The 21,860-nt window shown below is 59.2% G+C and carries 18 protein-coding genes; 8 read left to right on the top strand and 10 right to left on the bottom strand.

What is annotated here, in order from left to right; genetic code table 11:
• Window positions 1–2 precede the first annotated feature (2 nt).
• Window positions 3–1,619, bottom strand: a complete 1,617-nt coding sequence (gene murJ, locus P0111_01840; protein ID MDF0642746.1) for a murein biosynthesis integral membrane protein MurJ — start codon at window positions 1,617–1,619, stop codon at window positions 3–5.
• 572 nt (window positions 1,620–2,191) lie between these two features.
• On the opposite strand from murJ, the gene P0111_01835 reads away from it, so the two are divergent.
• From P0111_01835 to P0111_01825, 3 genes are all read left to right on the top strand, one after another.
• Window positions 2,192–2,698 carry an ORF6N domain-containing protein gene (locus P0111_01835; GenBank protein ID MDF0642745.1) on the top strand — a complete coding sequence of 169 codons (507 nt, stop codon included), beginning with the start codon at window positions 2,192–2,194 and terminating at the stop codon, window positions 2,696–2,698.
• A 323-nt stretch (window positions 2,699–3,021) separates the two neighbouring features.
• A complete protein-coding gene (locus tag P0111_01830) occupies window positions 3,022–4,383 on the top strand; it encodes a site-specific DNA-methyltransferase (protein MDF0642744.1) in 1,362 nt (453 codons plus the stop codon).
• Between the two features lie 27 nt (window positions 4,384–4,410).
• Window positions 4,411–4,815, top strand: a complete 405-nt coding sequence (locus P0111_01825) for a hypothetical protein (GenBank protein ID MDF0642743.1) — start codon at window positions 4,411–4,413, stop codon at window positions 4,813–4,815.
• A 15-nt stretch (window positions 4,816–4,830) separates the two neighbouring features.
• Here the strand turns inward: P0111_01825 and P0111_01820 are convergent, their stop codons facing one another.
• The 3 genes from P0111_01820 to P0111_01810 are packed head-to-tail and all read right to left on the bottom strand — an operon-like array spanning window position 4,831 to window position 7,000.
• The gene (locus P0111_01820) at window positions 4,831–5,493 is read right to left on the bottom strand and encodes a hypothetical protein (GenBank protein ID MDF0642742.1); all 663 of its coding nucleotides are present in this window, start codon (window positions 5,491–5,493) and stop codon (window positions 4,831–4,833) included.
• The gene (locus P0111_01815; GenBank protein ID MDF0642741.1) at window positions 5,480–6,373 is read right to left on the bottom strand and encodes a TPM domain-containing protein; all 894 of its coding nucleotides are present in this window, start codon (window positions 6,371–6,373) and stop codon (window positions 5,480–5,482) included. Before P0111_01815 ends, P0111_01820 begins: the two co-directional genes overlap by 14 nt.
• A 33-nt stretch (window positions 6,374–6,406) precedes the next feature.
• Window positions 6,407–7,000 (bottom strand): LemA family protein, encoded by a 594-nt coding sequence (locus tag P0111_01810; protein ID MDF0642740.1) that lies wholly within the window; start codon window positions 6,998–7,000, stop codon window positions 6,407–6,409.
• Window positions 7,001–7,084: 84 nt separating this feature from the next.
• Here P0111_01810 and P0111_01805 point away from each other — a divergent pair, with 84 nt between their 5' ends.
• On the top strand, window positions 7,085–7,390 hold the full coding sequence (locus P0111_01805) for a hypothetical protein (protein ID MDF0642739.1): 306 nt from the start codon (window positions 7,085–7,087) through the stop codon (window positions 7,388–7,390).
• A 40-nt stretch (window positions 7,391–7,430) separates the two neighbouring features.
• Here the strand turns inward: P0111_01805 and P0111_01800 are convergent, their stop codons facing one another.
• From P0111_01800 to P0111_01775, 6 genes are all read right to left on the bottom strand, one after another.
• Window positions 7,431–7,814 (bottom strand): PilZ domain-containing protein, encoded by a 384-nt coding sequence (locus tag P0111_01800; GenBank protein ID MDF0642738.1) that lies wholly within the window; start codon window positions 7,812–7,814, stop codon window positions 7,431–7,433.
• Between the two features lie 265 nt (window positions 7,815–8,079).
• Entirely contained in the window at window positions 8,080–8,871 is a 792-nt protein-coding gene (locus tag P0111_01795) for a succinate dehydrogenase/fumarate reductase iron-sulfur subunit (GenBank protein MDF0642737.1), read from the bottom strand.
• Between the two features lie 28 nt (window positions 8,872–8,899).
• The gene (locus P0111_01790; GenBank protein MDF0642736.1) at window positions 8,900–10,813 is read right to left on the bottom strand and encodes a fumarate reductase/succinate dehydrogenase flavoprotein subunit; all 1,914 of its coding nucleotides are present in this window, start codon (window positions 10,811–10,813) and stop codon (window positions 8,900–8,902) included.
• Window positions 10,813–11,490 carry a succinate dehydrogenase cytochrome b subunit gene (locus tag P0111_01785; GenBank protein MDF0642735.1) on the bottom strand — a complete coding sequence of 226 codons (678 nt, stop codon included), beginning with the start codon at window positions 11,488–11,490 and terminating at the stop codon, window positions 10,813–10,815. Before P0111_01785 ends, P0111_01790 begins: the two co-directional genes overlap by 1 nt.
• Window positions 11,491–11,500: 10 nt before the next feature.
• The gene (locus tag P0111_01780; protein ID MDF0642734.1) at window positions 11,501–12,952 is read right to left on the bottom strand and encodes a DUF4832 domain-containing protein; all 1,452 of its coding nucleotides are present in this window, start codon (window positions 12,950–12,952) and stop codon (window positions 11,501–11,503) included.
• Between the two features lie 67 nt (window positions 12,953–13,019).
• Entirely contained in the window at window positions 13,020–14,294 is a 1,275-nt protein-coding gene (locus P0111_01775; protein ID MDF0642733.1) for an NAD(P)/FAD-dependent oxidoreductase, read from the bottom strand.
• Window positions 14,295–14,585: 291 nt separating this feature from the next.
• Here P0111_01775 and P0111_01770 point away from each other — a divergent pair, with 291 nt between their 5' ends.
• From P0111_01770 to P0111_01755, 4 genes are all read left to right on the top strand, one after another.
• Complete coding sequence (locus tag P0111_01770; GenBank protein MDF0642732.1) at window positions 14,586–14,756, top strand: hypothetical protein; 171 nt, start codon at window positions 14,586–14,588, stop codon at window positions 14,754–14,756.
• Window positions 14,757–15,083: 327 nt separating this feature from the next.
• A complete protein-coding gene (locus P0111_01765) occupies window positions 15,084–16,505 on the top strand; it encodes a sigma-54 dependent transcriptional regulator (GenBank protein ID MDF0642731.1) in 1,422 nt (473 codons plus the stop codon).
• Window positions 16,506–16,974: 469 nt separating this feature from the next.
• The gene (locus P0111_01760) at window positions 16,975–20,421 is read left to right on the top strand and encodes a molybdopterin-dependent oxidoreductase (protein MDF0642730.1); all 3,447 of its coding nucleotides are present in this window, start codon (window positions 16,975–16,977) and stop codon (window positions 20,419–20,421) included.
• An 83-nt stretch (window positions 20,422–20,504) separates the two neighbouring features.
• A complete protein-coding gene (locus P0111_01755; GenBank protein MDF0642729.1) occupies window positions 20,505–21,794 on the top strand; it encodes a nitrate oxidoreductase subunit beta in 1,290 nt (429 codons plus the stop codon).
• Window positions 21,795–21,860 lie beyond the last annotated feature (66 nt).

Below are 21,860 nucleotides of genomic sequence, written 5' to 3'. Positions count from 1 at the left end.
TCCTAACGTCCGAGAACGCGACCGAATTTTCTGCTGGCCATTCCCCAGACCATCGTCAACTCTTCCGACCCCAACAAGACATGCACCCCAAGATAGCCGCTCACGCTGAAACCGATCGCGACAAACAGCATGACCGACTTAGCTACCCATTCGTCCTGATGGCTCCAGACCTCCGCACTTGCTACCCAAAGACAAGCCAGTACCAACGGCAGGCAGGCGAGCAGCACGCGCAGCGATGACCGGCCGACCGCCCCCCACTCTACTCCACCTAATCGCCGGTTGAGAACCGCTACCAGAATGCCGCCGTTCACCATTGCGGCAAGCGCCGTCGCCAGCGCCAATCCGGAGACACCGAGCGGGGACATCAGCAGCAATGAGAACACGAGATTCCCCACCACGGCAATGGCGGCGGTGATGGCCGGGGTTTTCGTGTCCTGAAGCGAATAGAACGCCGCCACGATGATGCGGACCCCGGCAAAGGCCCAGAGGCCGACTGCATAGCAGAACACGGCAGTCGCCGTGGCCACCGTATCGGCATGCGTGAAAGACCCATGTTCGAAGAACAGATGCACGATCGGCTGCCGTAGCAAAATCAAACCGAGCATCGCCGGCAGAATGATGAAGAAGATCATCCGCAATCCGAAGGCCACGGTGCTGCGCAATTCCTCCAGCGCGCCCCTGGCTGCCTGTGCCGCCAGAGTCGGGAGGATCGCCGTCGCCAACGCTACCCCGAAGATGCCCAGCGGAAATTGGATCAACCGCATGCCATAAAACAAATACGTCGGTCCACCCGCGAAGAACGACGCCAGGATCGTGCTGACTGTGATGTTGATTTGGGTGACCGAGAGACCCAACAGCGAGGGGACCATCAGCCGCCCGATGCGCTTCACTCCTGGATGGCCCGGCTCGAATCGAAATCCAAACAGCATCCCGCGCAATTTGAGCCCGGGTAGCTGCATGGCGAATTGAGCCGCGCCGCCCGCCACGACGCCGATGGCCACGCCGAGGATCGGCTCCGGCAGGTACGGCGACAGAAAGAGGGCGCAGCCGATGATGAAAATATTGAAAAACACCGGCGAAAACGCCGGCGCGGCGAAGGCCCGCAGCGAGTTCAGAATGCCCATGGCCAGGGCCGCGAGACTGATGAACAGCAAATATGGAAACATGATTCTGGTCAGGAGCGTCGTCATCTCCAACTTCGACGGATCGTGGTGAAAACCGGGAGCCAAGAGCCAGACGATGCCGGACGCCAGGACGATGCCGAGAATCGTGATACCGGTGACGACGGTCAACAGGGTCGTAAACACCGCGCTCGCCAGTTCCCAGGCGTCGCGTTTGGATTTGAGAGTTTGGTACTCCGTGAAGACCGGGATGAAGGCCGACGACATCGAGCCTTCGGCGAAAAGTTCACGTAACAAGTTGGGCACCCGATAGGCGACGAAGAAGGCGTCGGCGGCCGGCGTCGCCCCGAACAGGCGGGCCAACACCATGTCGCGGATAAATCCGAGAATGCGGCTGGAAAAGGTCGCAACGCCGATCAGGCCTGCCGCCTTGACCACCGAATGGTTGTCGTCTTGGACTGTTGTTCGAACGGCGGACTCAGCGGTGGGCTCAGGCATGGAGGCCGATTCTAGCCGAACCCCGGTGGGCAGTCCATGAGCAGGGCTACTTCGTTAGCGCGTTTCTTTCTTGCTCTTGCTCTATCGTCTCCTTGCAGCATCTCGTCTTGTAGGCTACATTGCCGCCCCAAGCCCCACCTCCATCAGCAAATCTCAGCTCGTGTGGAAGTCTGGCGTGCAGATAGTTATGCTTTCCCAAAATATCACGCCATCGCCGAGATTTTGGATTGGGCGCACGTACCTGAGACAGGTCATTCACGGTTCCTCCGTCGGCCTCAACTTGGCTATTGCCATTCGAAAATGGAAGGCCTTGAATCCCGACCGCCTGCAATACCAGATGATCTTCATCGCTACGGACACGGTCACAGCGGACCAATTGAGAGAAACCAGGGCCTTCGTCGAAGGAGCAGAGACGCAAAGGCTATGAACTTCGTCATGGATTGTGACCACGTTGAGGTACCACATTGCGGCTTCACACTTGAAATCACAATCTGTGATTTCAAGGATCAATGGGACGTTTAAGGTCGCAAAATGCGACCTTAAAGAGAGGGGGAGAAACGAAGGTGAGCGGCATGGTTCCCGTTGAGCACGTTGAGAAGAAAATCTTTCTGCTTCGAGGACACAAGGTCATGCTGGACAGCGATCTTGCGGAACTGTATGGCGTTCAGACCAAGGAGCTGAACAGGGCCGTCAAACGGAACCTGGACCGATTTCCACAGGATTTCATGTTTCAACTGAGTCCTGACGAGATTGATGGTTTGAGGTTCCATTTTGGCACCTCAAAAGGCCGAGGCGGGCGACGGTATGTGCCCTATGTTTTCACGGAGCAAGGAGTGGCCATGCTGTCCAGCGTACTCAAGAGCAAACGAGCGGTGCAGGTCAATATCGAGATTATGAGGGCCTTCGTGCGGTTGCGGGAAATGGTCGCGTCCAACAAGGAGCTGGCAAGGCGCCTGAACGAACTGGAGAAAAAGTACGACCGGCAATTCAAAGTCGTCTTCGACGCCATCCGGGAACTCATGGCACCACCGAAGACTCCGATCAGACGCATTGGATTTCAGCGAGAGGCTGCCAAGTGAAGAGGACGGGGAAAAAGAAGGCGGCCAAACAGGTTTCAACCGTGAAGCCGGCTGCCACACCGGTTCAAAAGCCGGCCCCTGCGATGTACTGCCCCGACAAAGAAGACGGAAGTGAAAATCACCGCCGCCAAGGGACGCCCCATGCTGACCTGGGTAGGCAAACGGCCGCTGTCTCACGTCACCGCCTTTCCGGCCCAGCACGTGGAGACCTTCGATCCAGTTACCTCGCTTAGTAGTACGTGCCCCCCCCCGCTGACACCCGGAACGACTGGCCTACCATTTATCCCAAAGGCGGCCTCTTGTTTCATGGTGACAACAAAGAGGTGCTGGCCCATCTGCTCGCCAATGGCTTTCGTGGCAAGGTGAACCTGATCTACATCGACCCGCCGTTCGATTCAGGAGCCGATTATGTGCGGAAGGTGTCGCTCCGCGGCGCGAAGGGCACAGCCAAGCTCGACGGCGAGAGCTATACGTTGGGCGAGCAGATCCAGTACACCGACATCTGGGCGAACGACAATTATCTCCAGTTCATGTATGAGCGGCTGATGCTGCTCAAAGAATTGCTCGCAGAGGAAGGGAGTATTTGGCTTCATTGTGATGCGCATCGATCTCATTTTCTCCGCTGTTTGCTGGACGAGGTGTTTGGGTCCGACAATTTTCGCAACGAGGTCATTCGGGAAAAGCAGAGACGTGGTAAGCATCACGCTAACCTGGCAGTCGGCTCTATTCATGACACACTGTTGCACTTCTCAAAGGGTGAGAAGATTACATGGAATGAGGTTCGACGGGAGATACCCGAGCGAGTTCTTCTTGAACGATATCCGCTTGAAGACGAGATCGGTAGGTATGCTCTTGCGGATTGCACCAATTTCAAGGTTTCGAGGCCCAACCTGACCTATGAATTCTGCGGGTTCACCAGAACCTGGAAGTGGACCGAAGAAGAAATGCTTCGTAAGTACAAAGAAGGTGAGGTTGTCCAGATAGCTCCAGGAAATATCCCTCGCCGTAAGGTCCGCCCGAATCCAGAGGGCGACAAGCTTCAGAGCATCTGGTATGACGTGGCAGATACAGAAAAAGAAAGTGATTATCCAACGGAAAAGTCAGTGAGCCTCCTAGAGAGAATAATTGAAGTGGCGTCTGACTCTGGCGACCTCATCCTCGACTGCTTCATCGGCTCCGGTACGACAGGAGCAATCGCCCAAAAGCTCGGCCGCCGCTGGATCGGCTGCGATATCAACAAAGGCGCGATTCAGACTACGGCCAAGCGGCTGCAGACGATCACCCAGGAACAGATCGAGATGGACAAGCAACGCCCCCTTGCGCTTCCGCTAACGGGGACAGGCACCGGCTCCGCCGGAGCCAGTCCCCAAGACGCGGAGCCTGTCCCCGCGCAACTCGCCTTCACCGTCTGGCGCGTGAACGACTACGATTTGGCTATTCAGCACAATGAAGCGATCAATCTCGCTTGTGAGCATATCGGCATTCAGCGAACCCGTACGGATGCCTATTTCGACGGTACGCTCGGCAAGTCACTCGTCAAGATCGTGCCCTTCGGCCACCCGCTCACGCCGCTCGATCTGGAAGAACTGAAACGGGAGCTGGATGCCCGCCCGGATGAAGACCGGCCCACCACGCTGGTCTGCCTCGGCATGGAGCTGGCCGCGAAGGCCTGGATCGAAGACTGAAACCGCCTGCGCAAGGGCAAGGAGGCGGTGAATCGGATCGCCGTCATCGAACTGCGTACTGATCCCAAGTACGGCACGTTCATCAAGCACGAGGCGGCGCGCGCGAAGGTGACGGTTGCTCGCAAGAACGGGAAGCTCACCGTGCAGATCGAAGATTTCATTTCTCCGACGATCATAACCCGCTTGCAGCAGCAAGCGGGCCTGCTGTCACCTAAGATCGACGATTGGCGGGCGATGGTGGATTGCGTGATGATCGACCCGGTGTACGATGGGAAGGTCTTCAACGTGGCTTTGTCCGATGTACCGGAAAAGAAAACTGACCGCGTGGCAGACCGTTATGAACTCCCGGCACTGAACGGCAAGACGATCGTGGCTGTGAAAATCATCGACATGCTCGGTGAAGAAGTGCTTGTCACTCAGGATCTCGCCTGACAGATCGTCCGATATTCACGGCTCTTCGATCACCCGGTCGGAAATCTCGTTCGGATTGTCGCCCGGCTTGACTGGACAGACCCGCGCCAAGAGCGTTCCGCTTTGCTCGACGGCTGCGCAGAGTCCTCCCGCAATGTCGTCCTGCTTCAATCGCTCGACTGCCACTCGTACAGGCGCTATCCAGTCGTCAGGATGCACGCGCTGACCGAGATCTCGGTCAGGCAGCACATAGATCTGGCGTTCCAACAGCGAGAGCATGATGAGGACGCCGGTCCGGTCCCTCGTCTGGGAAACTCCATGCTGAGCAAAGGCCCGTTCGGCCTTCAACCGGACTTTCTGCTTCATCCGCTCCGCGGAGGTAACGGCCCGGATGACCGGGCCTAAGCGGCCGAGCCAGGCTCCGACCGCGTAAGCCGACAGGGTTGCGATGAGCAGCCAGGCTGCGTTCCCCGCGTGCCAACCCCAAGGCAGCCACGCCGGTTCGAGTGTCAGACCGCCGGCCAGCGCGACCAATGCCAGGATCAGGCCGGCTCGATGTTGCGCGTCACGATAGAGACCGGATCGTCCGACGACCATGGGGACGATCTCGGCCGCAGTCTGTCGTTCAGCCGTTTGGACCGCTTGGCTGATGCAAGTCCGATCCTGTTCGGTCAATCCGCCTGCCTTACCAATTGCCACTGGCCCCTCCGCCTCCGAAATCGCCCCCGCCGCCGCTGAACCCGCTGTCGGACGAGCCCCCGCTCCATCCATCGCCCCGGCTGCTGTACCAGGTCCAGTCGTCGTACGTCCTTCGGCTTCGACTTCCACGATTGGTCCAGAGCACCAGCCAGAGCAGAAGCGCTGTCATTCCGGCTGCAACGAATCCCAGGGTCATGCTCGCAGACTGCGCCACGAGATACGCCAGCAGGCTTCCGAAGAGGGCTCTGGTGCGGCGCAGTCCCTGGCTGAGCACGATACCGGCCAGAAACCCGACGACGACCCCGATGAAGACCAGTTGCAGAGCGTCTGACTCTGGACCTCGGCCCCTCTGAGCGACAGCCTGGTCCTTGGCTTCGTACGTCCCTTCGATGGTCTTGAGGATGGCTTCGATCCCCGCACGTACACCTCCCGGCATATCGCCGGCCCGGAATCGCGGTACGATCTCCTCGCGGATAATATGCGCGGAACGGAGATCGGTGAGCGTCCCTTCCAGACCGTAGCCGACTTCGATACGCAGCCGACGTTCCTTCACCGCAACCAGGAGCAACACGCCGTTGTCGGTGCCCCGCTGGCCCAGCTTCCAGGAAGTCGCGACGCGATGCGCATACTCCTCCAGCACCTCGCCCGCGAGCGTCGGTACGATGAGGACGGCGACCTGATTGCCGGTTGTATCTTCGTGAGCCTTGAGGGTCGCCGAGAGTGAGTCGGCTTCGTTTATGGATAGGACGCGCGCGAGATCGACGAGGCGGCCGGCGAGGGGAGGCACGTCGAGGGCCCATGTCGGAGAGGTTAAGACGAAGGCTACGCTTGAGACGACAAGGCACCGGCCGACAATCCCAAGAGATCTTCTTCGCTCCACCAGCTCAACCTCGACCTCAGCCTCAACCTGTCTTCAGAACTTGACCTCCGGCGGCTTGGCCGCGGCTTTCTCGTCGGCGACGGTGAAGTTCGGCTTCTCTTCCAAATGGAGGAGGAACTTGGCGGTCAGATTCGTCGGGAAGAAACGGACCATCTTGTTGAACTCCGCAACCCGGTCGATGTAGCGCTTGCGGGCGACGGCGATGCGATTCTCCGTGCCTTCCAACTGGCTCTGTAGATCTCGAAAATTCTGATCGGCTTTCAGATTAGGGTAGTTTTCGGCGATTGCGATTAATCTTCCCAGCGCCGACGTCAGGCCGGCCTGCGCTTGTTGAAATTTCTCGAAGGCGGCCGGGTCTTTCAACAGCTCCGCCGTGACGTGAATCCCCGTGGCTTGCGCCCGAGCCTTTACGACACCTTCAAGAGTATCCTTTTCATGGGCTGCGTACCCCTTCACGGTCGCCACCAGATTGGGAATCAAGTCGGCGCGGCGCTGGTACTGATTGACGACCTCGCTCCAGGCCGCCTTCGTATCCTCGTCCAGCCCTTGCAAGTCGTTATAGCCGCACCCGCCCAAACATGCGACCAGTATCATCCAACCGGCGATCCTCCGTACGGTGGTGCCCATGATCCTCCTCCTTCTGACGAGCCGCCCGCTCATGCTATCATGGCCTCCGTGTCTTGAATACAGAGCGCGCCTCGAGGAGCGGACATGTCACGTGACCACTCAACGCGTTCGCCCGGCGGATTCCAGGTGCGGCATCGATTGCTCGGCTTGTATCAAGGAAGCGCGATCGAACTGGCCTTCTGGCATCCATCCTCCGGGATGCCCGAGTATGGTCTCTATCGATTTGCCACCGAGTTGCAGGCGCAGTCCTTGATCGACTTTCTCGTCTCAGCCGCCTGTGCGGAGCCGCTTGTCAGGGAGGACTTGCAGATTGAACCGTTCGATCTGGCCGAGCACGAACGGCTCATTGCCGAATACCCGTTACCGTCCGCCTGGGAGCAGCCGCTTTGAATCGTGAAGCGTCCCTCGTGAAGAGGTCAGGCCGCTTGGCCTAACCGGCGTCCTGCAGCTTGGGAGGGAGGCGGTCGTGGTGTTCCATGGCGCGGGATTGTACGAACGCCAGTAAGCGTTTGTTCTCCTGGGCAGCCCGTAGAAACTTGAACGCAACGCCTCTCTGGCTGACCGAGCGGACCATGGCCGCCACTTCCAACGGCGGTTCGTCCTGGTCGGTCGTGATCTCCAGATAAAAGATATCGTCCACATGCACCTGCGTGTTGCTCTTGATGATGCACCCGCCGACCGAGAGGTCCATCACCGTGCCCTCTCCGCGCACTTTGCCTCCTGAAAACGACAGATAGAGGCGAACTGGAATTCGGAGATGCTGACGTCGCTCGACCTTCCGCGCGGGGAGAGCCAGGCCGATCCGTGAGGCCATGAATCGACAACTGCAATGCTGGCAATTGAAGGGGGACAACATCAACAGTGCCGCGACCCGCTCGCCGGCCGAAACCGGCCGCGCACGCAAGACGCGTTCTTGACGGCACTGCGGGCACTGGAGGGGACGGGCCATGGCGTCGTCGGATGTGGATCCACGTCCGGCTTGTTGATCGGGGACTGTCTTGAGACCATCGATAAGGCAACTCCCCGGTCCTGTCAACAAAACAGCGCTTTTCCTGGGAGACCGTCCGGCGAGACGGCGCCTAGCGAAACTCCGCGTGAGGGTCGGCCGGCGCACCGGTGAGGGGACCAGGTTCGGCGATCGTCGATCGGAGGAATTCGCGATTGAACGTGGCGATGAAATGCACACTGATCGATTTCGGACAGACGGCCTCGCACTCGTATTGGTTGCCGCAGGAACCGAATCCCTCCCGATCCATGGCCTTCATCATCGCATCGGCGCGCCTGACCCGTTCCGGTTCGCCCTGGGGCAGATGAGCCAAGTGGGATACCTTTGCCGCGACGAACAACATAGCTGATGCATTCCGACAGCCGGCCACGCAGGCGCCGCAACCGATGCAGGAGGCGGCATCCATCGCCGTTTCCGCCCGATCCTTGCCGATGAGAACGGTATTACCGTCGACTGCGCCTCCGGTGTTCGAAGAAATATAACCGCCCGCCTGCATGATGCGATCCAAAGCCCGACGATCCACGATCAGATCCCTGATCACGGGGAAAGCCTTGGCGCGCCAGGGTTCGATGGTGAGGACCGTCTCGTCGGCGAACCGGCGCATGTAGAGTTGGCAGGTGGCGACGCCCCGGTCGGGACCGTGAGGTATGCCGTTGATGACGAGAGAGCAGGCCCCACAGATGCCTTCGCGGCAATCCGATTCAAAGGCGATCGGCTCCTCGCCGTTCAGGATCAGCCGCTGATTGACCACGTCCAGCATTTCGAGGAACGACATCGCGGGACTGATATCAGCGGCCGGATACGTCATGAACGCACCCTTGTCGTCCGGACCCCGTTGCCGCCACACATTCAATGTAAAGTGCATGGTCTGCGCGTTCCTGCCTCGGGCTCCTCTATTGATAACTCCGCATGGCCGGTTGGACGAACTCAAAGCTCAGCGGCTCCTTGTGCAGGATCGGCGTCCCATTGGGCTGATATTCCCACGCGGCGACAAAGGCGAACCGTTCGTCGTCACGAATCGGCTCTCCGTCGGCGGTTTGGTGCTCCTCGCGGAAATGCGCGCCACAGGATTCCTCGCGGTGCAACGCGTCATGACACAGCAACTCCGCGAAGTCCAGGAAGTCCGCCACCCTGCCCGCATACTCCAATTGCTGATTGAACGTCTCGCCCGAACCGGGGACGGCCACCTGGCACCAGAAATCGTGCCGTAGCGGCGGGATGGTCTGCAGGGCGTGATGCAGCCCGGAGCGATGGCGTGCCATGCCGCACGCGTTCCACATGATGTGGCCGAGCGCGCGATGAAACGAGGCCGCCGTGCGCTTGCCGTTGCCCTCGAGCAGCTTCGTGGTACGGGCAACTACCCGATCCATCGCCGCGCGAGCGTCCGGATGGTCGGGTGCAATCGGCTCGTTCTTGGTCGTGGCCAGATAGTGTCCAATCGTATACGGCAGAATAAAGTAGCCGTCGGCCAACCCCTGCATCAATGAGCTGGCTCCCAATCGATTGGCTCCGTGATCGGCGAAGTTGGCCTCACCGACGACAAAGAGACCCGGAACGGTGCTCATGAGATTGTAATCCACCCACAGGCCCCCCATCGTGTAGTGCGGCGCGGGATAGATCCGCATCGGAGCTTTGTAGGCATCTTCTCCCGTGATGCGCTGATACATCTCGAACAGATTCCCGTAACGTTCCCGAACTAGTCCAAGGCCCTCCCGCTCGATCACCTCGGCAAAATCGAGATACACTCCATGACCGCCCGGCCCGACCCCGCATCCCTCGTCGCAGACGACCTTCACCGCGCGTGACGCTACGTCACGAGGCACGAGATTGCCGAACCGCGGGTAACGCCGCTCGAGAAAATAGTCCCGCTCGGACTCGGGAATGTCCTCCGGAGCACGCGCATCCCCCGCCCGTTTAGGCACCCAAATTCGGCCGTCGTTGCGAAGCGATTCGGACATCAGCGTCAGCTTGGCCTGGTGCTCCTCGCTCGGCGGAATGGCGGTCGGGTGGATCTGCGTAAAGCACGGATTGGCAAACGCGGCCCCTTGCCTCCAGGCCCGATAGGTCGCGGTGACGTTGCAGCCGGTGGCATTTGTCGAAAGATAGAAGATATTGCTGTAGCCTCCGGTCGCGAGGATGACAGCCTGTGCCACATGCACGCTGAGCCGGCCGGAGATGAGGTCGCGAACCACGATCCCTTGGGCGTGACCGTCGACGACGATCAGATCCAGCATTTCGGTTCGCGGGTGCATGACGACCTGGCCGCGTTCGATTTGCCAACAGAGCGCCGAATACGCACCCAGCAACAATTGCTGGCCCGTTTGCCCTCGACAGTAGAAGGTACGCGAGACCTGCACGCCCCCAAATGAGCGATTGGCCAACTGCCCTCCGTATTCGCGTGCGAAGGGGACGCCCAACGCCACGCATTGGTCGATGATCTGCGTGCTGACCTGCGCGAGCCGATACACGTTCGCTTCGCGGGAACGGAAGTCGCCGCCTTTGATGGTGTCGTAGAACAGGCGGGCGATGCTGTCACCGTCGTCCTGGTAATTCTTGGCCGCGTTGATGCCGCCCTGGGCGGCGATGCTGTGGGCGCGGCGCGGACTGTCGTGGAAGCAGAAACAGTCGACGTGGTAGCCGAGTTGGCCCAGTGTGGAGGCGGCGCTGGCACCCGCGAGCCCGGTTCCGACGACGATGACCTTGATGGCCTGCTTGTTGTTGGGACTGACCAGTTTTTCGGTAAACCGGTGCCGGTCCCATTTTGTTTCCAATGGGCCCGACGGCACCTTGGAGTCGAGACGGATCATCAACGCAGAACCCCCAGTGCGATCGCCAGGACGATCGCCGAATTGCCCAGCACTACGGTTCCGGCCACGAACGGACCGGCAACTCTGAAGACTCGATTGAGGATCGGATGCTCCAATCCCAATGTTTGCAGGCTGCTGGACACACCGTGACTCAGATGCACCGCCAGCACTCCCTGCGCGAGGAGATAGAGCAGCACGAACCACGGAATCTGAAAGGTGTGGATCATTCGGCCGTAGACGTCCCGGTGGCCCCTGGGATCGAGCCTATCCATGAACGAGGTGTCGACGACCCCGGCCGTGAAATGCAGCAGATGAAACACAATGAATACCAGTAGAAGGCTTCCGGTTAAGGCCATCGAGCGGGAGGAGATCGATGCCTGACGGTAGATCCGGCTTGCATAGGCTACGGGGCGAGCCCGACGGTTTCGTATCGCCAGTTGGATCGTCAATCCGATGTGCAACGCCGCGGCCGACAGCAATCCGATCCTGTAGGACCAGAGCAAGATGGGCATCTCCCGAAGAAAGGCCGCGTAGGTGTTGAGCGACTCCCGGCCTTCGAAAACCTGCAGATTGCCGAGCATATGGAACACGACAAATCCGGTGAGCGTCAGACCCGTCAGCGCCGCCACGACCTTACTGCCGAGCGAGGTGCAGAAGATGGTGAAGAACCGCGTCATCGTCGAGTCCTCACGGTGACGAGGCTCCCTGCCTCACCTCCTCGTTGCGGATCGTCAGCGTCGAGACCGGATACCAGCGGTCCGCGCGCTTCCCGGCAATCGCCAACTCCACGGCCGCCGTCTCTCCGTCCTCGCTCAAGATGGCCACGTCAAGATGATAACGCCCGGTCGGAAGGTCTTTCGCCAAAGTCTGCACGTCCTGGACCAGGATCGGTGAGCCGGGCAACCAGTTCATGAGACGGGCGCGGCTCAGCCATTGTGCCGCCACTTCGTCCTGCTCTGACCTCAAGCGATAGGCCAGCGGGCGGTCATGATACATCGGAGCCACTCCGACGTTGTCCCATCGTGATTCGACGGCCACGACGCCGCCTGGAATACTTTCGGCGGTATGCGTCAATTCGCGAAGCACGAGCCGATATCCGAGCCGCTTTTGAAACTCATCGATGCGCGGGCGCCAGGCCTCTGGAATCGGCGAGGACTTGGCGTTCAGTACCGTGACATGCCACTCCAATCCTTTCTGCAGAATCATGTCGAGATCGAAGCCTTTCTCGACCCAATCCTGCATGACGCCGCACACCTCGAATTGTACGGGGCCGCGCTTCCACGCCTCCGCGACGGCCGGATCCCGTAGTTTGCGGGCATAACCGTGCTCCATGTGGTTCCAATCGGGCCCGAAGTAGCCGTAATCTCCAAAACAGTCCCCGCGCCAACCTGCGCCTCGGGAGACGGCGTACTTGAGTTGACCGCCGGCCAGCATGACGAGAGGTCGGTCGGGAAAGTGGTCAAAATACCAGTCCGTGATCTTCAGCTGATTGGCCTCGGTCGGGAAATACTTCTTGCATTGCGCCTCTACTCCTTGACAGCAGGCCATATTCCATTCGCCCCAGCAACCGACTGAGCCAATGTCCACGTGATCGATATCGGGCGACCGCCCATAGCGAGCCCCGAAGGCGGCGAGCAGCCTCTCGTGATAGTCGAGAAAGACGGGATTGTTAAAATCCGGAAAAATTCCATCGCTCTCCTTGACGCTCTCGACGCCCTTATCCAGCAGCCATTGAGGCGATCCGCGTTCGAACTCTGTCATGATCCGAAACGCGAGGGTCTCCCCTTTGGCCTTAGCCTGCTCGATCACCTGATCGACGAACTCGAAGTTATAAACACCCTCGGCCGGCTCAAGGTCGGCCCAAGACCAACGGAAATAGGCCACGGTTGATCGAGGGTATTGACTCAACGAGGGAGGATGGTCAAAGCCGAAATGAAAATCGGCGAACCCCATGCCGGGATTGTAAAGAATGTCGTCGATCTCGGTCGGATGCACGGTAACCAACGACACGTGCGCGCTTTGAGTCTCCGCCCCGGATACAGGCTCACCCGCGGCAACGATACCGGTCGGGGTCGCTGGGGAAAGGACGAGACAACAGATCGTGAGGAGGGTCGGAAACGACTGCGACGTCTTCACCATCGCTCCGTTAAATTGGAGACTCACTTCCTTTTTCTCTCATTGTTGTAGTCGTTGCGTAAAATGTCAATCATGTCGGAGCAACCATTTGCCTGGCGATGGCACGGCCGGCCAGCGACCCGGTAGCCCAGGCCCATTGAAAATTAAACCCGCCGATCCGCCCGTCGCACTCGAGCATCTCACCGATCAGATAGAGCCCCGAAACCAGCTTGGATTCCATCGTGCGATAGTCGATCTCTTCCAACGGAATGCCGCCGGCCGTCACCTCGGCGTGGTTCCACCCGCGGTCTCGCACAATAGGCAGCCGAAATCTAATCAGCGCATCGACAAGCCGAAGCCGGTCTTGGCGGGAGCATCGGGACAACGGGTCCACTGGGTCGCACCCTACATACCGACTGATCTCCTCGACAAAACGTGCCGGCACGCGTTGAGACAGGGTCTTCACAATGCTCCTATGCGGCGACTGCACGGCCTGTTGCACGATCCATTGATCGACATCTTCCGGTGTCGAATCCGGCAGAAAATTGGCGAATACGTCCGCGCCTTTGCCCTGGTACCATGCCAGGGTCCAGAAGCGGCTCGCATCCAGCACGACCGGACCACTGACCCCGAAGTGGGTCCAGAGCAGACTCCCAGTCCGCTGATCGACCCTTTTCCGTTCAATGACCGTCGTTAAACGGACGATCTGAGAGAGACCAGTGAGGTGCCGATGAAACATGCCTTCTTCCAAGACCAGGGGAACCAGCGCCGGGCTCGTCGGCGAGATCCGATGTCCCAACCGTTCGGCCATGGCATAGCCCATTCCATCGCTGCCGGACTTCGGAAGTGAGCGTCCTCCCGTCGCCAACACCACCTTCTTGGCGACCAGGCTTCCATGCAGATGATGCACTGTGAATGCCTTTCCATCGTGCTGGCCAGGCACTTGATCTATTCGGCTCACGCGATGCCCGCATAGAATCTCCACGCCGTGAGCCTGACAGTCGCTGACTAGGGCGTTCAGGACCGTTCGAGCCTTGTTGGTGACGGGGAACAGCTTCCCTGTTTCTTCGCGTTTGAGCTCCACGCCCAGCGACGCGAACCATGCAACGGTGTCCGGAACCGGAAACCCCGCCAGAATATTCTTGATGATCCGCCGATTGCCAAAGAAGTCGGTCGGAGCAACCGAGTGATGAGTCACATTGCAGCGTCCGCCTCCCGATACGAGGATCTTGACCCCGACCGTTGCCGCTCCGTCGAGGAGCACGATGCGGTTGTCGTTCGCACGGGCTTGAGCCGCGAAGATGGCGGCCGTCAGGCCGGCCGCCCCGGCCCCGACGACGACGACGTCCGCCGTTTGGTTGCTCATGACCGCAGTCGCATGGGAAATGGAACGTGCTCTGGGGACGATCGGCGCATAACTATCAGTACAGTCCAGAAGGCGCAAGGGTAGAAAAGAATCGAGATGGTCGCCTGAAGGGAGGCGGGACATCCGATCGGATCTTGACCTGCCTGGCGAGGAGCAGAATTTCTCCTCTAAATCTACGATGATCGGATCCGCTGCTTCGCATTAGAGGGTTTTAACTAACCGTTAACACCCCGTTAATCTTTTGATGCTACTGTTGCCCTCGTACGCAAACCTGTTTCCGGGAGGTGGGCAATGACCTGTCAAAAATGTCACGGCTTGATGATCGAGGAGTGGCGGCCGGAGTATTCAACGGACGTCACCGTACACCGTTGCATCAATTGCGGTCTGGTACTTGATCCACTGATTACCCAGAATCGCTCGTTAAAAGGTCGCGGCAAGCAACCGATTCTCGATGCCGCGTAGGGTTCGTTCTGGTTCGGCCGGCTCGGACGACTTGCCGTGCCGGCTGAACAGGGCAGGCGTGGACGTCGCGCACACGACCGGATCGAAACCTCACAATGGTTCCGATCGGGACCAAAGGTTCTCGCTCGTCGAGGCCCGACGTCTACCTCTACCCTCATCTTCTCGCCCAGAAACCCCCTCTCTCTTACCATGATTCGGTCAAAGGCATGAACTGAGCACGCTGCTCATGGGTCGCGCGCCGACTTCCACTCGTTCCATGAGTGGTTGGAGGACGGCTCCTCTCCTGTGGTAGCCTAGCGGTGACGACGGCCAAAACTACGAGGAGCCATGAGCATCAAGCCGGCGACCGACAAGGTTTTCACCATCCTGCTGGTGGAGGACAATGGCGGGGACGTGGAAGTATTCCTGCGTACCGTCGAGGCGGAACTTCCCCGCGAGCAAGATGAGCAGGTCGACTTGGTGATTGCCGCACGCGCAGAGGGTGCGATGAAGATCCTCGAAGATAGGCGGGTTGACCTGGTGATCACGGAAGTCCGGTTGCCGGGAATGAGCGGCATCGAGCTGTTGCAGCGAATCCAGGCAAGAGACCGCAGGATTCCGGTCATCGTGATCAGTCGGGTGGCCGCAGTGGACACCGCCGTCGAAGCGATGCGGTGCGGAGCATTCGACTATGTCACGAAACCGTTCGAAAAGCTCGACCTGGCGGCCAGGATTCATCGAGCGATGCGAATTTCGGAGATCTTATTCCGCTACGAGCCGCCCCAAAAGGGAGAGCATCAGACGTTCAAAGAATTGATCGGCGTGAGCCCCGCCATCCGCAACGTGACGGCCATGATCGAAGCCGCAGCGCGCGTACAGTCCACCACGTTGATCATCGGAGAAACAGGCACGGGGAAGGAGTTGATCGCCAGAGCCATCCACGAACGGAGTGCCGAGCGTGACGGTCCATTTCAGGTCGTCGACTGCACGACCTTCTCGGAAGGAACGGTCGAAAGCGAACTCTTCGGCCACGTGCGCGGCGCCTTTACGGGCGCCGTGGGAGACAAACTCGGGTTGATCGAACGAGGCATTGGGGGCACGCTGTTCCTCGACGAAATCGGCGACCTGCCGCTTCCGTTACAGGCGAAGTTGCTCCGGGTCCTTGAGGAAGGAGAAATGCGGGCCGTGGGGAGCGTGCAGATGAAAAAAGTCAGCGCACGCTTCATTGCGGCGACGAACCAAGAACTCACCGAGAAGGTAAAACGGAATGAATTCCGCAAGGATCTCTTCTTCCGGCTCAATGTCATGGCCATCAGAGTGCCGCCCCTGCGCGACCGCACGCAGGATATTCCGCTCCTTGCCCGGCATTTTATCGCCCGATATGCGAAGGAATTCGACAAGTATGTGAATGAATTGCATCCTTCCGCCGTCACGGAACTCGTGGCCTATCCTTGGCCCGGAAACGTACGGGAACTCCGCAATGTCATGGAGAGAGCGGTGATGTTGGCCAAAGGGGATCGTATCAGCCAGGACGATGTCATCGGCCTGCTGCAGTTCACCGATCAAGCGAGAAGAGGCCAAGGGGACGACTACCTGTCTCTTCCCTACGCGAAAGCGAAAGAGAAGTTACTGGAGGACTTCAGCCGCCGCTACATCAAGTCCAAGCTGGACCACCACCAGGGCAATGTCACACATGCGGCTCAAGAGGCAGGACTCCCCCGCCCCTATTTCCACGAAATCATGCGGCGGTACTTTCGAGACGATAAGTAATTTCAGCTGTCACTGTTTCCTGACACTCAGCAGCACCTTTCCTTCTATCTTCAGCATTTTTCAAGCATTTCTGCTCATATTGCTATGCTGTCAGTCTTCGCTGACACATAAATACTTAAATAAATCAGTTACTTATGACATTCTCCGCTTCTCATCGTCAGGCTCTACTGACAAGACTTCTCTCTCGCTGGATTTTTCCCATCAGTCCGACTCCCACGTCACGGCAATAAGTTATTGATTTTACAGTGCGAACATCTCTCCTGTTTGTAACAGGCGCCTTCGTATTGATGCGAGCGAGCAGGCACAAGGCTTGTACAGGATACGTCTGAACTGAGCGACGAAGTGTCTTATTCGTGCGACTCGATTCTGGGAGAAGGGGGGTGAGAGGAAGGGTCGGTCGGCCTTTCAGAATTGACAGAGGTAACGACAGCGTTACGTAAGATTGTCTTTGAAGTAGGAGGTGTTCGCGATGCAGCAATCACTTGTCTCACGTCGGCAGTTCCTCAAAATTACAGCTGGAACGGTCGCGGCTGTGGCAGTAGCGGACAAGGTTCTGGCCTTGACGGCGCTGCAGCCAGTCATCGAAGTGGGTAACCCACTGGGTGACTATCCCGATCGATCCTGGGAGCGGGTCTATCACGACCAGTATCGATACGATTCGTCTTTCACGTGGTGTTGTTCTCCGAACGACACTCACGGATGCCGCGTTCGCGCCTTTGTTCGCAACGGCGTGGTGATGCGGGTCGAACAGAACTATGACCATCAGACCTACGAAGATCTCTACGGCAACCGCGGGACCTTCGCGCATAATCCCCGGATGTGCCTGAAAGGATTCACCTTTCATCGCCGCGTGTACGGCCCCTATCGCTTGAAGGGACCGTTGATGCGGAAGGGCTGGAAGGAATGGATGGATGCCGGTTCTCCGGAGCTCACTCCGGATGTGAAGCGGAAATATAAATTCGACGCGCGCTTCCTCGACGACATGATGCGCGTCTCCTGGGATACGGCGGCGACCTATGCGGCCAAAGGCTGCATCGTCATCGCGACCCGGTACAGCGGCGAAGCCGGAGCGCGACGCCTGCGCGAGCAGGGGTACGCGCCGGAAATGATCGAGATGATGAAGGGCGCCGGAGTTCGGTGCTTCAAGCATCGGGCCGGCATGCCTGTGCTCGGCATCATCGGCAAGATGATGAACACCCGCTTCAACGGCGGCGTGTTGCCGCTGCTGGATTCCTGGATCCGCAAAGTGGACGCGGACAGGGCCCAAGGTGGAAAGTATTATTCAAACTATACCTGGCACGGCGACCAGGATCCCTCGCACCCATGGTGGAACGGCACGCAGAACTGCGATATCGATCTCAGCGATATGCGGTTCAGCAAGCTGAATACCAGCTGGGGTAAGAACTTCGTCGAAAACAAGATGCCGGAAGCCCACTGGAAGCTCGAGTCCATCGAGCGAGGCGGCCGCATCGTGGTGATCACGCCCGAGTACAATCCGACGGCCTATCGGGCCGACTACTGGATTCCGGTTCGTCCGGAGACGGACTCGGCGCTGTTCTTGGGTGGTTGCAAAATCATCCTCGACGAGAATCTGCAGGACATCGACTATATCAAGCAGTTTACCGACCTTCCCATCCTGGTTCGGACGGACACGCTCCAGTATCTGGATCCGCGTGACGTCGTCGCGGATTTCAAGTTCCCGGATCACTCCAAGAGTTATTCGGGCCGGATTCAGGCGTTGAAGCCGGAGCAGATCGAGCGGTTGGGCGGATTCATGATGTATGATCTGGCGAAGAAACAGCCTGTGTATGTCAATCGTGAGCAGGTTGGTTTCCATTTCGTGCAGACCGGAATCGATCCGGCATTGACCGGCACTTTCCGCGTCAAGCTATTGAACGGCCGCGAAGTGGACGTATCGCCGATCTACCAGATGTACCTGGTCCATCTCCAGGACTACGATCTGGACACGGTCAATCAGATTACCCGGTCGCCCAAGGACTTGATCGTCCGCTGGGGTCGGGATTCAGGCACCGTGAAACCGGCGGCGATGCACAACGGCGAAGGCGTCTGTCACTACTTCCATATGACGGAAATGGGACGGGCGGCGGCGTTCGTCCTGACCTTGACCGGCAATATGGGGAAGTTCGGCACGGGATGTCATACCTGGTCCGGCAACTACAAGGCCGGTATCTGGAACGCCACTCCCTGGTCGGGCGCCGGCTTGGCGGTGCATACGGGTGAGGATCCGTTCAACCAGACCCTCGATCCGAATGCGCACGGCAAGGAAATCAAGACGAAGTCCTACTACTACGGCGAAGAGGTCGGGTATTGGAACCACGGGGACACCGCCCTGATCGTCAACACGCCGAAGTACGGACGCAAGGTGTTCACGGGCAAGACCCACATGCCGAGCCCGAGCAAGGTCCGGTGGGTGACCAACGTGAACATTCTGAACAACGCCAAGCACCACTATGACATGGTGCGCAACGTGGATCCGAACATCGAGATGATCGTGACCCAGGACATCGAGATGACCTCGGACGTCAACCACGCCGACATCGCCTTTGCCTGCAACTCCTGGATGGAATTCACCTATCCGGAAATGACGGCGACGGTGTCGAATCCGTGGGTGCAGATCTGGAAAGGCGGCATCCGGCCGCTGTACGACACCCGCAACGACGCCGATACTTTCGCGGCCGTGGCGGCAAGACTGACGGAAATGACGGGCGATGTCAGGATCCGTCAGGTGTTCCACTTCGTGTATCAGAACCGCGTGGACGTGTACGTCCAGCGCGCGCTCGACGCCAGCGCGACCTGTTACGGGTACAACGCTGACGTGATGCTGAAGTCGGAGAAGGGCTGGATGGTCATGGGACGCACCTATCCCCGCCATCCGCTCTGGGAAGAAACGAACGAGAGCAAGCCGCAGTGGACGCGATGCGGTCGTATTGAAACGTATCGCATCGAGCCGGAGGCGATCGAGTACGGGGAAAACTTCATCGTGCACCGGGAAGGCCCGGAGGCGACCCCGTATCTGCCGAACGCCATCTTCACGACCAACCCGTACGTCCGACCGGACGACTACGGCATTCCGATCACGGCGCAGCACCATGACGACAAGCATGTGCGCAACATCAAGCTGCCCTGGTCGGAAATCAAGCGGCATGCCAACCCGTTGTGGGAGAAGGGCTACCAGTTCTACTGCGTGACCCCGAAGACCCGGCACCGGGTGCACAGCCAGTGGTCGGTGAACGACTGGGTGCAGATTTACGAGTCGAATTTCGGCGATCCGTACCGCATGGACAAGCGGACGCCGGGCGTCGGCGAGCACCAGTTGCACATCAACCCGCAGGCGGCCAAAGACCGCGGCATCAACGACGGCGACTACGTCTATGTGGACGGCAACCCGGTGGACCGGCCCTATCGCGGCTGGAAACCCTCGGATCCGTTCTACAAGGTCGCGCGCTTGATGATCCGGGCGAAGTACAACCCGGCCTATCCGTACCACGTGACGATGGCGAAGCACGCCCCGTACGTGTCGACGGCGAAGTCGGTGAAGGGCCACGAGACTCGGCCGGACGGTCGGGCCATCGCGGTGGACACCGGCTATCAGTCCAACTTCCGGTATGGGGCCCAACAGTCCTTTACCCGGTCGTGGCTGATGCCGATGCACCAGACCGACTCCCTCCCGGGCAAACATGCGATTGCCTGGAAGTTCAAGTGGGGCTATGCGATCGACCACCACGCGGTCAATACGACGCCGAAGGAATGTCTGATCCGCATCACCAAGGCGGAAGACGGCGGCATCGGCGCGCGGGGCCCGTGGGAACCGGTTCGCACCGGCTTCACCCCGGGACAGGAGAACGAGTTCATGATCAAGTGGCTCAAAGGTGAGCACATCAAGATCAAGGTGTAAGGACAACGGACTTGCAGCTTGCGCTGCGATGACACCCATGAGACCACGTAACCAACTGATCATGACCAGAAGGAGGATTCACAATGCCAGAAGTCTATAACTGGCAACTGGGACGGAAGATGCTGTATCCGTATGAGGAGCGGCATCCGAAGTGGCAGTTTGCCTTTGTGTTCAATATCAACCGGTGTTTGGCGTGTCAGACGTGTTCGATGGCGGACAAGTCGACCTGGCTGTTTTCGAAGGGCCAGGAATACATGTGGTGGAACAACGTGGAGACCAAGCCGTACGGGGGGTATCCGCAGTTCTACGACGTGAAGATCACGCAGTTGATCGAGCAAGTGAACCCGGGGGGGCAGGTGTGGAACGTGCGGGTGGGCCGCAAGCACCATGCGCCCTACGGGGTGTTCGAAGGGATGACCATTTTTGACGCGGGGGCCAAGGTGGGCCAGGCGGCGATTGGGTACATTCCGACGGACCAGGAATGGCGCTTCGTGAACATCTACGAGGACACGGCGACCTCGATGCGCTCGTTGGTGGAGGGCATTGATCGGTCGGGGTTCTCGCGCGATGAGCCGTGGCGGCTGTCCGGCAGTTCGCTGCCGGAGCACGAGACGTTCTTCTTCTACCTGCAGCGGATTTGCAATCACTGCACCTACCCCGGCTGTTTGGCCGCCTGCCCGCGCAAGGCGATCTATAAGCGGCCGGAGGACGGCATCGTGTTGATCGACCAGAACCGGTGCCGGGGGTACAAGAAGTGCGTGGAGCAGTGTCCGTTCAAGAAGCCGATGTACCGGGGGACGACCCGGGTGTCGGAGAAGTGCATTGCGTGCTATCCCCGGATCGAGGGGAAGGACCCGCTGACGGGCGGCGAGCCGATGGAAACGCGCTGTATGGCGGCCTGCGTGGGGAAGATCCGCATGCAGAGCCTGGTGCGCATCGGCGAGGACGGCCTGTGGGCGGAGGATCGGTGGCACCCCCTGTACTACACCATTCGGGTGGAGCAGGTGGCGCTGCCCTTGTATCCGCAGTGGGGCACGGAGCCCAATGGCTACTACATTCCGCCGCGGCACAGCCCGCGGGGCTATGCCCGGCAGATGTTCGGCCCGGGCGTGGACAATGCCATTGAGAAGTATCTGGTGCCGAGCCGGGAGTTGTTGGCGGTCCTCCAGCTCTGGAGAGCCAGCCAGCAGATCGTCTTCCGGTATGACGTCATTCCGGGCCCGAAGGTGTTTGAGACCCAGATTCACGGCAAGCGGTTCGAGATGTACAACGATACCGTGCTGGGCTTCAACAAGTCGGGCAAGGAAGTGGCGCGCATTCAGGTCGAAGAGCCGATCTATGTCAGACCCGCCGAACGGGTGAACTGGCTGTAGGCCGGCCCGGCAAGCCCGCGGACTCCGGTCCGCGGGCGGTCGAGCACGGAAGGGCAGAGTCTGCAT

Origin of the sequence: Nitrospira sp. (assembly GCA_029194535.1) — a bacterium.
Lineage (GTDB): Bacteria > Nitrospirota > Nitrospiria > Nitrospirales > Nitrospiraceae > Nitrospira_C.
This window is presented reverse-complemented; position numbering and strand designations above follow the sequence as displayed.

Coding starts and splice junctions, on each gene's coding strand:
- P0111_01790 (MDF0642736.1), bottom strand. CDS start 10,813: ATGATCCGTCTCGACTCCAAGGTGCCGTCGGGCCCATTGGAAACAAAA.
- murJ (MDF0642746.1), bottom strand. CDS start 1,619: ATGCCTGAGCCCACCGCTGAGTCCGCCGTTCGAACAACAGTCCAAGAC.
- P0111_01765 (MDF0642731.1), top strand. CDS start 15,084: ATGAGCATCAAGCCGGCGACCGACAAGGTTTTCACCATCCTGCTGGTG.
- P0111_01770 (MDF0642732.1), top strand. CDS start 14,586: ATGACCTGTCAAAAATGTCACGGCTTGATGATCGAGGAGTGGCGGCCG.
- P0111_01810 (MDF0642740.1), bottom strand. CDS start 7,000: ATGGGCACCACCGTACGGAGGATCGCCGGTTGGATGATACTGGTCGCA.
- P0111_01795 (MDF0642737.1), bottom strand. CDS start 8,871: ATGCACTTTACATTGAATGTGTGGCGGCAACGGGGTCCGGACGACAAG.
- P0111_01800 (MDF0642738.1), bottom strand. CDS start 7,814: ATGGCCTCACGGATCGGCCTGGCTCTCCCCGCGCGGAAGGTCGAGCGA.
- P0111_01775 (MDF0642733.1), bottom strand. CDS start 14,294: ATGAGCAACCAAACGGCGGACGTCGTCGTCGTCGGGGCCGGGGCGGCC.
- P0111_01780 (MDF0642734.1), bottom strand. CDS start 12,952: ATGGTGAAGACGTCGCAGTCGTTTCCGACCCTCCTCACGATCTGTTGT.
- P0111_01805 (MDF0642739.1), top strand. CDS start 7,085: ATGTCACGTGACCACTCAACGCGTTCGCCCGGCGGATTCCAGGTGCGG.
- P0111_01755 (MDF0642729.1), top strand. CDS start 20,505: ATGCCAGAAGTCTATAACTGGCAACTGGGACGGAAGATGCTGTATCCG.
- P0111_01835 (MDF0642745.1), top strand. CDS start 2,192: ATGGTTCCCGTTGAGCACGTTGAGAAGAAAATCTTTCTGCTTCGAGGA.
- P0111_01760 (MDF0642730.1), top strand. CDS start 16,975: ATGCAGCAATCACTTGTCTCACGTCGGCAGTTCCTCAAAATTACAGCT.
- P0111_01785 (MDF0642735.1), bottom strand. CDS start 11,490: ATGACGCGGTTCTTCACCATCTTCTGCACCTCGCTCGGCAGTAAGGTC.